This is a genomic window from Amycolatopsis sp. NPDC052450, from assembly GCF_044547565.1.
In the GTDB taxonomy this organism is placed as follows: Bacteria; Actinomycetota; Actinomycetes; order Mycobacteriales; family Pseudonocardiaceae; genus Amycolatopsis.
This window is the reverse complement of the sequence record NZ_JBIUAQ010000016.1, coordinates 60,154-74,270: the sequence shown is the minus strand read 5'-3', so window position 1 is coordinate 74,270 and position 14,117 is coordinate 60,154. Positions and strand designations below refer to the sequence as shown.

General features: G+C 68.3%; 15 protein-coding genes. 8 read left to right on the top strand and 7 right to left on the bottom strand.

The genetic code is table 11. The features are described from left to right. A complete protein-coding gene (locus tag ACIHAO_RS25210) occupies positions 1–363 on the bottom strand; it encodes a nuclear transport factor 2 family protein (protein ID WP_396561693.1) in 363 nt (120 codons plus the stop codon). 114 nt (positions 364–477) lie between these two features. Here ACIHAO_RS25210 and ACIHAO_RS25205 point away from each other — a divergent pair, with 114 nt between their 5' ends. Next, entirely contained in the window at positions 478–1,305 is an 828-nt protein-coding gene (locus tag ACIHAO_RS25205; RefSeq protein WP_396561866.1) for a helix-turn-helix domain-containing protein, read from the top strand. A 48-nt stretch (positions 1,306–1,353) separates the two neighbouring features. Further along, entirely contained in the window at positions 1,354–2,178 is an 825-nt protein-coding gene (locus ACIHAO_RS25200; protein WP_396561691.1) for an aldo/keto reductase, read from the top strand. 340 nt (positions 2,179–2,518) lie between these two features. On the opposite strand, the gene ACIHAO_RS25195 is transcribed toward ACIHAO_RS25200, so the two are convergent. The 5 genes from ACIHAO_RS25195 to ACIHAO_RS25175 all read right to left on the bottom strand — a co-directional run bounded on the left by ACIHAO_RS25195 (position 2,519) and on the right by ACIHAO_RS25175 (position 7,347). Beyond that, positions 2,519–3,205 carry a hypothetical protein gene (locus ACIHAO_RS25195; protein WP_396561689.1) on the bottom strand — a complete coding sequence of 229 codons (687 nt, stop codon included), beginning with the start codon at positions 3,203–3,205 and terminating at the stop codon, positions 2,519–2,521. A 93-nt stretch (positions 3,206–3,298) separates the two neighbouring features. After that, positions 3,299–4,210 (bottom strand): 3-methyladenine DNA glycosylase, encoded by a 912-nt coding sequence (locus tag ACIHAO_RS25190; protein WP_396561687.1) that lies wholly within the window; start codon positions 4,208–4,210, stop codon positions 3,299–3,301. Continuing rightward, a complete protein-coding gene (locus ACIHAO_RS25185; protein WP_396561685.1) occupies positions 4,207–5,250 on the bottom strand; it encodes a hemolysin family protein in 1,044 nt (347 codons plus the stop codon). The genes ACIHAO_RS25190 and ACIHAO_RS25185 overlap by 4 nt, the downstream gene beginning before the upstream one ends. Beyond that, positions 5,247–6,593 (bottom strand): hemolysin family protein, encoded by a 1,347-nt coding sequence (locus tag ACIHAO_RS25180; RefSeq protein ID WP_396561683.1) that lies wholly within the window; start codon positions 6,591–6,593, stop codon positions 5,247–5,249. The genes ACIHAO_RS25185 and ACIHAO_RS25180 overlap by 4 nt, the downstream gene beginning before the upstream one ends. Before the next feature lie 157 nt (positions 6,594–6,750). Next, on the bottom strand, positions 6,751–7,347 hold the full coding sequence (locus ACIHAO_RS25175) for a TetR/AcrR family transcriptional regulator (protein WP_125678272.1): 597 nt from the start codon (positions 7,345–7,347) through the stop codon (positions 6,751–6,753). A 201-nt stretch (positions 7,348–7,548) separates the two neighbouring features. Between ACIHAO_RS25175 and ACIHAO_RS25170 the strand changes: the two genes are divergently transcribed. From ACIHAO_RS25170 to pip, 5 genes are all read left to right on the top strand, one after another. After that, complete coding sequence (locus tag ACIHAO_RS25170; protein ID WP_396561680.1) at positions 7,549–7,947, top strand: hypothetical protein; 399 nt, start codon at positions 7,549–7,551, stop codon at positions 7,945–7,947. Positions 7,948–7,949: 2 nt separating this feature from the next. Next, entirely contained in the window at positions 7,950–8,576 is a 627-nt protein-coding gene (locus ACIHAO_RS25165) for a DUF3558 domain-containing protein (RefSeq protein ID WP_396561678.1), read from the top strand. Next, on the top strand, positions 8,573–9,913 hold the full coding sequence (locus ACIHAO_RS25160; protein WP_396561676.1) for a hypothetical protein: 1,341 nt from the start codon (positions 8,573–8,575) through the stop codon (positions 9,911–9,913). The genes ACIHAO_RS25165 and ACIHAO_RS25160 overlap by 4 nt, the downstream gene beginning before the upstream one ends. 24 nt (positions 9,914–9,937) lie before the next feature. After that, positions 9,938–10,669, top strand: a complete 732-nt coding sequence (locus ACIHAO_RS25155; protein ID WP_396561864.1) for an ESX secretion-associated protein EspG — start codon at positions 9,938–9,940, stop codon at positions 10,667–10,669. Between the two features lie 141 nt (positions 10,670–10,810). Next, positions 10,811–11,758 (top strand): prolyl aminopeptidase, encoded by a 948-nt coding sequence (gene pip / locus ACIHAO_RS25150; RefSeq protein WP_396561674.1) that lies wholly within the window; start codon positions 10,811–10,813, stop codon positions 11,756–11,758. 67 nt (positions 11,759–11,825) lie between these two features. On the opposite strand, the gene ACIHAO_RS25145 is transcribed toward pip, so the two are convergent. Next, positions 11,826–13,016 (bottom strand): Glu/Leu/Phe/Val dehydrogenase dimerization domain-containing protein, encoded by a 1,191-nt coding sequence (locus ACIHAO_RS25145; RefSeq protein WP_396561672.1) that lies wholly within the window; start codon positions 13,014–13,016, stop codon positions 11,826–11,828. A gap of 162 nt (positions 13,017–13,178) precedes the next feature. On the opposite strand from ACIHAO_RS25145, the gene ACIHAO_RS25140 reads away from it, so the two are divergent. Continuing rightward, positions 13,179–14,102 (top strand): LysR family transcriptional regulator, encoded by a 924-nt coding sequence (locus tag ACIHAO_RS25140; protein WP_396561670.1) that lies wholly within the window; start codon positions 13,179–13,181, stop codon positions 14,100–14,102. Positions 14,103–14,117: the final 15 nt, after the last annotated feature.

The window sequence follows — 14,117 nt, the reverse complement described above, 5'->3', positions numbered from 1 at the left end:
TTAACCGGGCATCTTGTCGAGAAAGCCCAGCACCTGCTTGATCCGCCCGTCCTCGACGGTGATGACATCGAAGCCGATCGCCAGCGGTTCTTCCGCGCCTTCCGGCGCGAGGTACCACTGGAACCGTGCGATGTCGTGGTGCGCGTCGGGAGCGGACGGCAGGCTGAACCTCAGACCCGCGAACTGCGCCTGCGCGCCGGTGATGAAGCCGTCGACACCGTCGTGGCCGGTGACGGCGCCGAGCGGGTCGGTGTAGGTGGTGTCCTCGGTGAACACTTCGGCGATGAGCGCGCGGCGCTTGTCCGCGTCGGTCTCGTTCCACACGGCGATGTACTGCTCGGCGACGCGCTGGATGTCCGACATGGTGTCTCCTCGTTTTCTCGGGGGTTGTCCGATGCCGCAACAATGTCGGCTGCGGGTGGGGCCCGTCGATTACGCGGGAGGTAATGGCGGCCCGTCGTGCGTGGCCGTAGGTTCGTGATCGTGACGACCACAGTGACCGTGAGCCGCGCGGGCCGCCCCGTCGGCGAACTCCTCCGCGAATGGCGCGACCGCCGCCGGATCAGCCAGCTGGATCTCGCCATCTCGGCGGACATCTCCACCCGGCACCTGAGCTTCGTGGAGACCGGCCGCTCCAAGCCCAGCCGCGACATGGTGCTGCGGCTCGGCGAACATCTGGAGGTGCCCTTGCGGGAACGCAATCAGCTGTTACTGGCCGCGGGTTACGCCCCCGCGTACGCCGAAAGCGGTCTCGGCGCCCCGGAAATGGCGGCGGTCCGCAAGGCGGTCCGGCAGCTGATGACCGGACACGAGCCGTATCCGGCCGCCGTCGCCGACCGCTGGTGGAACCTGGTCGACGCCAACTCGAGCATCTCGATCATGACCGGCCTGGTCTCGCCCGCCTTGCTGACGCCACCGGTCAACGTCCTGCGCGTGACGCTGCATCCGGAGGGGATGGCGCCGCACGTGCTGAACCTGGGGGAGTGGCGCGCTCATCTGCTGGGCAGGCTGCGGCGTCAGGTGACCCAGACGGCTGATCCGGTCCTCACCGATCTGCTCGAGGAACTGCTCACCTATCCGTGCGCGGATCCCGTCCCCGAAGTCGAGGTCCCCGGACCGGGCGACATCTTCGTCCCGTTGCGGCTGCGGCACGAGGGCAGCGAACTCACCTTCTTCAGCACGGTCTCCACGTTCGGGACACCGTTGGACATCACGGTCGCCGAGCTGGTGATCGAATCCTTCTTCCCCGCCGACGCGGACACGGCGGAGTATTTGCGCGCGTATGCCGCGCGCGGGGTGGAATGATGCGGGGCGAGAAGTCCTGCCGCAGACCCCAGTGAGGATTCCCCTTCCATGGCCGTGCCTTCCGTCGTCCTGAACAACGAGGTAGCCATCCCCCAACTCGGTTTCGGCGTCTGGCAGGTACCCGCCGGCGACACGGCCAAGGTCGTCCGGACCGCCATCGAGGCCGGGTACCGCAGCATCGACACCGCCGCGTCGTACGGGAACGAAGCCGGTGTCGGCGAAGCGATCCGCTCCGCCGGGGTACCGCGCGACGAACTGTTCATCACCACGAAGCTGCCGAATCCGGGCCACGGCTACGACGAGGCGCTCCGGGCGTTCGACGCGAGTCTCGCGGAGCTCGGCCTGGACCGCGTCGACCTGTACCTGATCCACTGGCCGATGCCGTCCCGCGGGAAGTACGTCGAAACCTGGCGGGCGTTGGAAAAGCTGTACGAGGACGGCCGGACACGGGCCATCGGGGTGTCGAACTTCCACGTCCCGCACCTGCGGCGGCTGTTCGACGAGACCGGGATCGTGCCCGCGGTCAACCAGGTCGAGCTGCACCCCAAGCTCCAGCAGAAGGCGCTGCGGGAATTCCACGCCGAGCACGGCATCGTCACCGAGGCGTGGAGCCCGCTCGCGCAGGGTTCGCTGCTCTCGGACCCGACGCTGACCGCCCTCGCGGCCAAATACGGCAAGAGCCCGGCGCAGCTGGTGCTGCGCTGGCACCTCCAGCTCGGCACCGTGGCCATCCCGAAATCCGTGACCCCGTCCCGGATCCGTGAGAACTTCGCCATTTTCGACTTCGAACTGGCCGAAGACGACCTCGCGGCCCTCGCCGAATTCGACGACGGCACCCGCACCGGCCCCGACCCGGACACGTTCGGCTCGTGAGGCTTGACCGGCTCGGTACCGGTGCCCTTGCCCTCGGCAACGTGTGAAGGCCGAGTTTCTTCGGCTGAGCCGAGGGAAGGGGCCTTCACGCGCAGCCGCTGTGGCTGGTGGTGCCTGTGGGGCGAATGTGGTGACGATCGAGTCCGTGAAGGCCTCCTTGAGGGACCCAGAGTCCCTCAAGGAGGCCTTCACGGACCGGGCCTGGCATCAACCGGAGCCGGAATCCACGCAGGTACCTAAGCCACCCTTGGCTCTAACTGTCCCTACCATTCACGAGACCTGAGATACGGGAAAGGCCCCTTCCCGAGCGGTGAAGGGGCCTTTCCCGTAAGTCCGAGGCTCAGGTGGCCTTGATTCCCGCGGCGGCGAAGTCGGCCTGCTGGGCGGGCTGCTGCAGGAACTGCCGGAACGTCTGTGAGGCACGCATCTGGACCTCGTCGATGTTCTTCCCGGCGAGCCCGACGAGCGGGTAATCGGCCGAACGCGCCGTCGCGACCGACTGGGCGGGCGAACCGACCAGTTCGGGCTTGGCGGTGTTCAGCTCGGTCACCCAGTAGGTGGACTCGGGGATCCAGGCGGCGGGGAGACCGCCGATCGCGTCCAGGTTCGTCCGTCCGACGAGGCCGTCGAGCACGGACGCGGAGGACAGCGCGTCGATCTGGATGATCACACAGTGGTCGCGGACCACGGTCGCGGCGTTGTTCCACCGCTCGGCCGCCGCCCGGACCGGCTTCTCGATGCTGGGGGTGACGATGACCCGCATCGGGGTGTCGCCGGCGCTGCAGGCCTTGGCCTGGGCTTCGGCGCGGGTGTTGAGCTCCCCGTCCGCCCAGTTCCAGCCGAAGACGCCGATCGCGACCAGGACCAGGAGGACCAGGCAGGCGATGGGCCACTTGGCGATCCGCCGCCGCGGGGCCTTCTTCCCGACGATCCGGTGCGAACCGGTCGCCTCACCGCGACCCTGGGGCCGCTTCGGCGGGTCGAGGGGATGCGGCACCGGCTCTTCGGCCACGCTGTGTCGCCCCATCGTTGTCCTTTCGAAACGTGCGCGCTCGCGCTGCGTATGCAATCAAACCGTTATCACTCTAACAGGGGAGGATGTTACGGGGAATGCGGCAACTCACAGTTGTTTTCCGCGTGTCGCGGGCGCCTTCTTTAACTCGGTCAGGAGCCGTTGGCAATGCGCTATCAGGTGCTCACGCAGCGGCGCGGCCCGGCGGGCGAAACCGGCCTGCGCGCGGGCGTACTCGGCCCGGCCCTCCGGGGTCTCGATCCGCACGGGCGAGTACCCGAACGACGCCAGATCGTACGGGCTGGCCCGCATGTCCAGCTCACGGATGTCCGCCGCCAGTTCGAAGCAGTCCCCGACCAGCTCGGCGGGCACGAACGGGTCGAGTTTGTACGCCCACTTGAACAGGTCCATGTTGGCGTGCAGGCAGCCCGGCTGCTCGAACTCGATCTGGTTCTCCCGCTCCGGCCGCAGCGTGTTGCGCGGCCGGGCGGGTTCGGTGAAGAACCGAAAAGCGTCGAAATGTCCGCACCGGATCTCCAGCGACTCGACGACGCCGTCCGTTCCCGCCGAACCGAGCCGGAGCGGAAGTTGTGAGTGACGAACCTCATCCGCCGATTCCCGGTAAACCATTGCCCATTCGTGAAGCCCGAAACAACTGAGTCTCGGCGAGCGGGACGCCGTCGCGGAAAGCAGTCCGAGGACGAATTCGGCGGTCTTGGCCCGGCCATCGGTGAAGCCCGCCGGATCGAGCATGACTCCGTCCGGCGTCTCCAGATAACCCTTCCGCTCCAGGAACCGGCGCGCGGACGCGCCTTCGAGCAGGACACCCGCGCCCGGCTGCCAGCGCTCGACATGCCCGGGCCGGTGCGAGTAGTAGGTGAAGAGGAAGTCGAGCACCGGATGCTTTTCGCCCCGGGAGCGGCGGCGCTGGTGCGGTGTCGTCCAGCGCCGCATCCGCGTGACGTGGCCGTCTTCCCGAGCCCGCCAGACGGGCTCGGGAAGAACGATCGGACCGGTCATGACATGACGTGGGTACCGTCGCGGACAGTTCCCACGTATTCCTCGACGAGGTCCTCCAGCGTGACGACGCCCACGGTGGCCCCCGCCGGGCTCAGCGCCCGCGCCAGGTGACTGCCTTCCTTGCGCATCGCCGAAAGCGCCTCGTCCAGCCGGGCGTCGGCGTGCAGTTCGGTCAGCGTCCGCGTCTTGTCCGGCGGCACCACGGTGCCTGGGTCCTCGCCCACGAGGTCGAGAATGTCCTTCACGTGGATGTAGCCGGTCAGCGTCCCGTCGTCGGTGCACACCGGGAAGCGCGAGAACCCGGTGGAGGACACCGCGCGCTCGACGTCGCCCAGCGTGGGCGAGCAGGGCAGCGTGGTCAGTTGCGCAGTCGGGACCAGGACGTCCGCCACGGTCTTCTCCACCGAAGAGAGCGTCTTGCTCAGCCGCTGGTGCTCGGAGTGCTCCAACAGTCCTTCGCGCCGCGACTCGCTGAGCAGTTCGGCGAGTTCGTCGGAGGTGTAGGCGGTTTCGAGCTCGTCCTTCGGCTCGACCTTGAACAGCCGCAGCAGCGAGTTCGCCACGAAGTTCAGCAGCCAGATGAACGGGTTGGCGAGCTTCACCCAGGCCACGTGGATCGGGACCAGCCACAGCGCCAGCCGTTCGGGCTCGGCGATCGCCAGGTTCTTCGGCACCATCTCGCCGACGAGGACGTGCAGGACGGTGATGAACGCCAGCGCGATCGCGAACGAGATCGGGTGCAGCAGCACCTCCGGAATCCCGAACAGTTCGAAGAATCCGGCCAGCTGGTGTGCGATGGCGGGCTCACCGAGCCGCCCCAGCAGCAGCGAGCAGATCGTGATGCCGAGCTGCGCGCCCGCGAGCATCAGCGAGACGTTCTTGCTCGCGTTGATGACGATCCGGGCACGCGTCTTTCCCTGCTCCAGCAAGGCTTCCAGCCTGTCGCGCCGCGAAGAGATCAGCGCGAATTCGGCACCGACGAAGAACGCGTTGGCCAGCAGCAGGACCACGACGAGGAAGATGTTGAACCAGTCGCTCATCGGGCGGGCTCCTGCTCGGCGGAGGTGGCGGTCTCGCTGACCCGGCGGACTTCGACCTCGGCGATGCGGAGACGGTCCATTTTGGTCACCGTGAGCCGCCAGGCGTCGAGCTCGGTGGCGTCGCCGGGGGAGGGGATCCGGCCGAGCCGCTCGAGGATCAGGCCGGCGATGGTCTCGTAGTCGCCGTCGGGCATCCGGAATCCGGTCTCGTCGGTGACCTCGTCGGCGCGAAGCTGTCCCGAAACGAGCCAGTTGTCGGTGCCGACCTGCTGCGAGGACGGCGCTTCTCGCTCGTCGTGCTCATCGCGGACGTCGCCGATGATCTCCTCGACCACGTCCTCCAGCGTCACCAACCCCGCGGTGCCGCCGTATTCGTCGACGACGATCGCGAGCTGGAACCGGGAATCACGCAACCGGTTGAGCAGCGAGTCGCCCGGCAGGGATTCGGGCACTGTCGGGATCGGCCGCATGACCGAACCGATCCGCACCGTGGCACGCTGGGCGGCCGGGACGGTGAACGCCTGCTTGATGTGCACCGCACCCTGCACGTCGTCGAGATCCTCGGTGTAGACCGGGAAACGCGAGAAGCCGGTGCGGCGCGAGATCTCGATGAGATCGGAGATCGTGTCGTCCACGGTCAGCGACTCGAGCTGCACGCGCGGGGTCATCAGCTCGTCCGCCGTCCGCTCGCCGAAGCGCAGCGACTTGTCCAGCAGTTCGGCGGTCGACGTGTCGAGCGTGCCGCTTTCCGCGCTGGAGCGCACGATCGAGCCCAGCTCCTGCGGAGAACGGGCCGAGCGCAGTTCTTCCTGCGGCTCGACGCCGAACTTGCGGACGAGGAAGTTGGCGCTGTTGTTCATCAGCGTGATGAGCCAGCGGAACAGAGACGAGAACCGCGAGTGGTACCCCGCGACGGCCCGCGCGGTCTGCAGCGGCCGGGCGATCGCGAGGTTCTTCGGCATCATTTCGCCGAGGATCATCGACAGCGACGTCGCCAGGATCAGCGCGACGGCCAGCGACACGCCGTTCGCCACGCCTTCGGAGAAGCCGACGGCGGTGAACAGCGGATGCAGCAGGTCACCGATCACCGGTTCCGCGAGATAACCGGTGATCAGGGTGGTGATGGTGATCGCCACCTGCGCGCCGGAGAGCTGGAACGAGAGCGTGCGGTGCGCCTTCTGCACGGTGTGCGCGCGCCGGTCGCCGACCTGGCGGACGTTCGCGTCGACCGTGCTGCGCTCGAGCGCGGTGAGGGAGAACTCGGCCGCGACGGCGAGGCCGGTGCCGACCGTCAGCAGGAGGAACAGGAGAATGCCGAGAACGGCGAGCAGGACTTCCATCATTTCCTGCCGACGGGGTCGGCGGGAAAGTCCGCGGAACAGCCGGGTGTGCCACCCGGCTCGATACTGTCACCAGGTGACTGCGCGTCGCGCACGAAAAGAGTCACTCCTCGATCGAAACCAACGAATACCGCCGCTGTACTGCGGCGATAGGACAATCTTAACGCGTTCCCCCGGCCGCGTGGGCGCGGTGCCGCCGCACGCTCTCCTCCACCAGGTCGAGCACCGGACCGAGATCGTCACCCGGCTGGCCCATCGCGAGGTGCGAGACGAGTCCTTCGAGGACGAGCTCGAGATACGCGGTCAGGACGTCGACGTCGACGTCGTCGCGCAGGATCCCGGCGTCGCGCTGGCGCAGCAGACGGCGCCGGGTCGCGGCGGTCAGCTGATGGGACCGCTCGGCCCAGCGGGCACGGAACTCGGGGTCGGTGCGCAGCCGCCGGGAGACCTCCAGCCGCGTGCCGAGCCAGTCGGCGGGATGCTCGCTGCGGTTCGTCAGCAGCTCACGCATCACCTGGACGAGACCCTGCTCGGCGACGATGTCGGCCATGCGGACCGCGTCGTCCTCCGCCAAAGCGAGGAAGAGGGACTCCTTGTCGCGGAAATGGTGGAAGATCGCACCGCGGGAAAGGCCGGTGGCTTCCTCCAACCGCCGGACGGTGGCACCCTCGTAGCCATAACGTGCGAAGCACACGCGGGAGCCGTCGAGGATCTGGCGCCGGCGTGCGTCGAGGTGATCCTGGCTGACCCGTGGCATCCTGGAATCCTGTCACCGGGAACCCGGTTAAGCAATCCGTACGTACGTACTGTGACCAGTTCGCGGGTTCCCCGGCCGGCCGGGGAACCGGACGGTTTCGCAACACGTCCGACTACTCGGCCGGATCGGCTGACACGCCGTCCGTCGCTTGGCTACGCTTTGTCCGTCACGGTGCGTGAATGCTGAGGGGAAGGTGCGGGCGTGAACATCATCGAAGACGCCGCGAGCGCGATCAAGGCCGTCTGGGGTGACCTCACCACGCCGAAGGAGCCGACCGTTTACGGCGGTGGCGGCGGCGGTGGCGGCGGGTTCGAGATGAGCCCCGAGGAGCTGAAGACCGTCATCGGGCTGTGGCAGGACGAGCTGGAGAAGGTCGTGAAAGACGGCGACAAGATCGAGCGGATCATGCAAGACCTGATGCCGCCGGGGCAGGACGAAGCCAGCTCAAGCTATGTGAACTCCGGTATCGACTCCCTGCTGTCCCTGCAGAAGCAGAACGACTCGATGAAGGCCTACATCGAGGGCTACATCGCCAAGCTCGAGCTCGCGCGTTCGAAGACCATGGCGACCGACGCGGCCAACACCATGCGCACGACCTGAGGATGCCGAACGTGTTGAGGAATCGCGCCGCGGTGGCGGTGCTCGTGCTCGTTTCCGTCGCGGTCGCCGGTTGCACGGGGGAGACACCAGGTACGCCGACGCCGACCCCGGGAACGGTGCCGTCGTCGGCTTCGTCGACCGCGCCGGAGGACCCGAACGTCCCGAAGGTGGCGGATCCGCTGGACGCCTCGGCGTACGTCGGTGACGCCTGCAAGCTGCTTCCACCGGCCGCTGCCGCGGAACTGGGGTTCACAGAACCCGGCGAGGCGAGCAACGACACCAGCAACCCCGCTTGCAGCTGGCATATTCGAGGCAAGGCGGACGGTCTGCAGCTCATCCTCGGCAGCGGTAACCGTGAAAAGGGCATGGGCGGTCTTGCCGGTCTGCACAAGGCGAAGAATGCCGGGCAGTTGCGGTTCCTGGAGCCCGGCCCTGACGTCGATGGCTATCCGACCGTCTATTTCGGCCTGCAGGACCGGCGAGCGAGCGGTAACTGCGATCTTGCGGTGGGCGTCGCCGACGATCTGACGATCAGCACCCTCGCCAAAGGCTTTGACAACGAACAGGATTCGTGCGGAACCGCGCGGAAATTCGCGTCGGCCGTGATCAAGACACTCAAGGGGGCATGAGGGTGGACGGCAAACAGATCTACGAGAACTTCACTCAGGGCGACACCCGCAACCTGCGTAGCGCGGCCGATCGTGTCGCGGAGCTTTCCGACGCGTATGTCGAGCGCGGTATGGCCATCAAATCGCTGCAGACGCGGATGGCGTCCTCCTGGACGGGGTCCGGCGCCGACGCCGCGAACGCCGGGGCCGGCCCGCTCGAGCAAGCTTTCAAGGAGACGGCGGACCCGCTGTTCACCACGAAGGCTTCGGTCACCATGCAGGCCGACAGCTTCGACGATTCGGGGTCGTCCGTCGTCCCCGTGCCGCCGAAGCCGGACAAGCCCAACCCCTGGACCACCGGCCTGAAGGGCGCGATTCCGTTCGCCGGGCCGTTCATGGTCAACAACGACATCAAGAACTACCAAGAGGGCGTCGCGAAGCACGAGGCGGCGAACCAGAACAACGTCCGCGTGATGGACCAGTACGACTCGGTCACCAGCAGCACGAGTTCCAGCCTGCCCACCGATTACGGCGTGCTGAAGAACGACGGTGCGAACGTCAGCATCAAGGTCGATGACGGTCCGCCCCCGATCAAGCCGCCGCCGGTCATCCCGGTGAAGCCCGGCAGGAACGGCGGCGGGGACGACAACGACGGCACCGACACCAGCGGCACGGACGACAACGGCACCAACCAGAACCAGAACAAGCCGGGCACCGATCAGAACCAGACCAAGCCGGGCTCGACCGACGATCGTCCGGTGAACCCGAGGGACAAGCCGGGCGGCGACACCAACATCACGACGCCGACGCGGAAGCCGGGTACCGGGGACACGACGCTGCCGTCAGGTGGCGGCCGGGGCAAGCCGGGGCCGACGACCGAGATCCCGGGCAGGAACCCCGGCCGCGGACCCGGTGACCCGGACAACGTCATCGGCCTCCCGAACGGGCCGGGCCAGAACTACAACCCGGGCGGTGGCCCCGGGCAGAACCCGCCCGGCGGCACCAGCGGACGCAACGTTCCCGGGCCCAACAGCGCGGCGGGCAGGCTCCTCGGTGGCGAGGGTGGCACCGGTGGCCGCGCGGGTGGTCCCGGTGGACCGGGTTCCGGCGGACTTGGCGCGGGCAGGGGCTCCGGCATGGGCGGTCTCGGCGGCTTGGGTGGCGCCGACGTGGCCGGTGGTCGTGGTGGCGCCGGCCGCGGTGGCGCCGGTCAGATGGGCCCGATGGGGGCAGGCGGCAGGCGTGCCGACGGTGACGAGGACGACGAGCACCAGCGTCCCGACTACCTGATCGAGGCCGACCCCGACGCGATCTTCGGCACCGACCAGCGGACCAGTCCGCCGGTCATCGGCGAGTAGCGGATGACCGTCAGAACAGGCCGGGTGGACGTCCCGGTCGAAGCCTTGGCGGTGCTCGCCGAACGCGAACGCGTCGGCGACCTGCACATCACGCTGCGCCCCGAGCCGCGCTGGCTGTCCAGGACGGCCCGCGCGGAGGCGGACAAGCGAGTGCAAGCGGCGTTGGCGCAGGCCGGGCTGCTGGATTCGAGCGGCCGCGCGTCGGTCGACTTCCTGGACTGGCTTCCGGTGCTCACGAAACCGGCCATCGAGTACTACGGCTGGGTGAACACCGGCGGCGAGACCTACGGCGTTCTCGCCGCCTCGCTGGGACTGCAAGCGGTCCTGGCGGTGGCGTCCGGCGACTGGGTCGGACTCCAGGAGATCGACCGCCGTCGGCTGCCCGAAACGCTGATCGAGCAGTTGCCGCCCGTTCCCGCGGGTGGCGGCAGGCTTCGCACGGTCCGCGCGTACGAGCTCGAAGAGGCGGCACGGCGCAATCCGGACACGCATTCGCTGCCGCCGGTGGTCGCGGACATCGTGAGCCTGGTGCAGCGGCCGGTCGAGGGAAGCGGCGAGCTTTACGTCGGCAAACGGGACGAAGTCGGCAGGCACGTCGCGGTCGAGGATCCGCTCCACTTCGCCGACACCGACTGGGGCCGGTACCTCAGCTACACGATCGGGCAAGGCAAGGACGCGGTGGTCCACATCGGACCGGCCGGTCCGCCGGAACTGGCCGACGCGCTCCGGCACGTCTCCGGGACCCTGCCCGGCTAGGCAAGTACATGAAGGCCCCCTTCCTCGCGCCAGACGCAAGGAAGGGGGCCTTCATGTACTCAAAGCACGCGCCCCCAGGCACCGGACCCGGTTATTGTGACAGCACTGTTGTATTCCGGGCGGGGTCTGGGAGGACGAGAAGTGACACGGCTGTATCCGGAAATCGAACCGTACGACCACGGGATGCTCGACGTCGGCGACGGGCACCTCGTGTACTGGGAGGTCTGCGGAAATCCCGGCGGCAAACCCGCCGTCACGCTGCACGGCGGCCCGGGGACGGGCTGCAGCGCCGGTCTGCGCCGCTACTTCGACCCGGCCAAGTACCGCGTCGTGCTGTTCGACCAGCGTGGCTGCGGCCGGAGCACGCCACACGCGGGCGAGCCCGAGGCCGACCTCTCCGCCAACACCACCGACCACCTGCTCGCCGACATGGAACGGCTTCGCGAGCATCTGGGCATCGAGAAGTGGCTGCTCTTCGGCGGTTCCTGGGGTTCGGTGCTCGCGCTGGTCTACGCCGAACGGTATCCGGACCGGGTCTCGGAGATGGTCCTCATGGGCTTGGCCACCGGGCGCCGGAGCGAGACCGACCTGCTCACCCGCGGCCTCGGCGGCGTCTTCCCCGAAGCCTGGGCCAAGTTCCGCGACGGCGTCCCCGAAGAGGACCGCGACGGCGACCTGGCCGCGGCGTATCTCAAGTTGCTGATGGACCCGGATCCGGCGGTGCACGGCAAGGCGGCGGCCGACTGGTGTACCTGGGAGGACGCGATCATCCCGACTTCCCCGCCGTACAAGAGCTTCGAGACGCCGGAGTTCCGGCTCGCGTTCGCGAGGCTGGTGACGCACTACTGGAGCCAAGGGTCCTTTTTGGACGAAGGTGTTGTCCTGCGGGAGGCCGGGAAACTGGCCCACATCCCAGCCGTGCTCGCCGAAGGGAGCCTCGACTTGAGCAATCTCGTCGGTACCCCGTGGGAACTGGCGCACGCGTGGCCGGGCAGTGAGCTGGTGGTCGTCGACGAGGTCGGCCACAGCACCCAGGACGAGCCGATGCGCGAGGTCCTCGTCGGCGCGACGGACCGCTTCGCCTCCTGAGTCGCTGATCGCGCGTGAAGGCCCCTTCCCTCGGCTCAGCCGAGGGAAGGGGCCTTCACGCGCATTGTCAGGGGATCACCAGGGCAGGGGTGGCTTCAGGGGTGGCGAAGGCGTCCGAACGGGTGGTTTCGGCGAGCCGCAGGCCGGTGGTGCGCGGGGCGATCCGGTCGAGGTTCCAGGAACTCAGCAGCAGCGCCACCTTCGCCCGCATTTCGGTGCGCAGCCGCAGGAACGAGTCGGCGGGATCGGCGCCGACCTCGCCGAGCAACAGCCACCAGGCCCACGCGGCCGCGCCGGCGTTGGCGACGAAGTCCGGGATCACCGGGATGCCACGGGCCGCCAGACCGGCTTCGGCGTCGGGTGTGGTCGCCGCGTTGGCCGCCTCGATGACGACCTTCGCCTTGACCAGGCCCTGGTTCCCGGCACGCAGCGCGTAGGAGATCGCCGCCGGGACGAAGATGTCGGCCTCCGTCGACACGATCTCTTCACGGGGGAGCAGTTGGACGTCGGCGGGGAGCCGGCCGCGGTCGATCTCGCCGTAGGAGTCGCGCAGCTCCAGCAGCGCCGGGATGTCGAGGCCTCCGGGCCGGTACAGCGTCCCGGCGGCGTCGGCGACCGCGACGACGGTCATGCCGGCTTCGTGCAGGTACCAGGCCGCGCCCCCGCCCATCGTGCCGATGCCCTGGACGGCGACCGTGGTCTTCGCGACCGGCCACTCCCACGCGTCGGCGACGCCAAGACAGGACTGTGCGACACCGTAGCCGCCGATCACGTCGCCGAGCAGGAGTCCGCCGGGGACCGGGGTGTTCAACCCGGCCTGAACGCGGCGAAGGGTGTGCGCCGGATCGGCCGAACGACGGATCGCGGCGTGGTACGACTGCTCCAGCCCCAGTTTCGCGAACACCTCGTCGATCAGGTGCTGCGGGACGCCGAGATCCTCGGCGGTCACCCAGTGGTTGTCGATCCACGGCCGCAGGAACGAGCAGAACCGTTCCAGCACACCGAAAGCGCGTTCGTCCTTCGGATCGAAGTCGATGCCGCCCTTGGCCCCGCCGACCGGCAGGCCGAAGGTCGCGGTCTTGTTCGCCATCCCCCTCGCCAGGTCCTCGACCTCGGACATCGTGCAGCCCGCGCGCATCCGGGTCCCGCCGGTCGCGATACCGGAGACCAGGGTGTGCACAACGAGGTAGCCGGTGGCACCGGTGACGGGGTCGGTCCAGATCAGCCTCATCAGCGGTTCGGCGTTCCTCGCGGCCATGCGGCCACCTCCTTCGGGGATTCGGGGTCGTCCTGCGCCACTTCCGAGGGTGCGCCCTGCCGGGCACGGGCGTCCATTTACCGAATCTGAACGATGACGTGCAGAGAAACTGGTGTAACGCGTCACCCGGCATGCACGACCGCACCCGATTACGTTGGGCTCATGGAGCTTTCGTTGCACCGCCTGAGGATGCTCCGCGAGTTGAGCAGGCGCGGCACAGTCACGGCGGCCGCTGCTTCGCTGCATTACACCGCTTCGGCGGTGTCGCAGCAGTTGGCGCAGTTGGAGCGGGACGTGGGCGCGAAGCTGTTCGAACGGTTCGGCAGGCGGGTGCAGCTGACGGAACTGGGGTTGCTGCTCACCGAGCACGCCGAGGAGATCTTGAGTTCGGTCGAGCGGGCGACGCTGGCGCTGGAAGAGGCGCAGGAGACCGTTTCCGTCCGGCTCATGGCCGGGGTGTGGGCGTCGGTCGCTTCGGGCCTGCTGCCGCACGCGCTGACCGCGCTCGCGGGCGAGCATCCGGGGATCCAGGTCCGGACCCGCGAGCTGGCGCCCGAGGACACCGCCGACGCGGTGCGGGACGGCGAGCTGGACCTGTCGTTCGTGATCGACTACTCCGACGCGCCGATGCCATGGGACGCGGGTCTGGAACGCGCGGTGATCGCGGTCGAACGGCTGCACGCCGCGGTGCCCGCCGGCGCCGTTCCCACCGGCAGCGCGTCCCTGCTCGAACTGGCCGAACATCCGTGGATCCTCGCCAGCCCGAAGAGCCACTTCGGCCGTGCCGTGCGCACCGCCTGCCATCGCCACGGGTTCGAACCCAAGATCAACCACGAGGTCGAAGAACAGTCCACGGCGATGGCGATGGTCCGCGCCGGACTCGGGGTGACCCTCGTTTCGGATCTCGGGCTCCGCCTCCGGCCGCCGGGGATCGACGTCGTCGCGTTGACGACACCGTTGCTCCGGACGGTTTCGATCGCCTACCGGACGACTTCGAAACGGCGGCCCGCCTTGCAGCTGGTGATCGAGGCGGTCCGCGCCGCGGCCGCGGCGCTGGGCCTGGGCACCGAGCCCGCTTTGCCCTGATTCATCCCGTCCTGA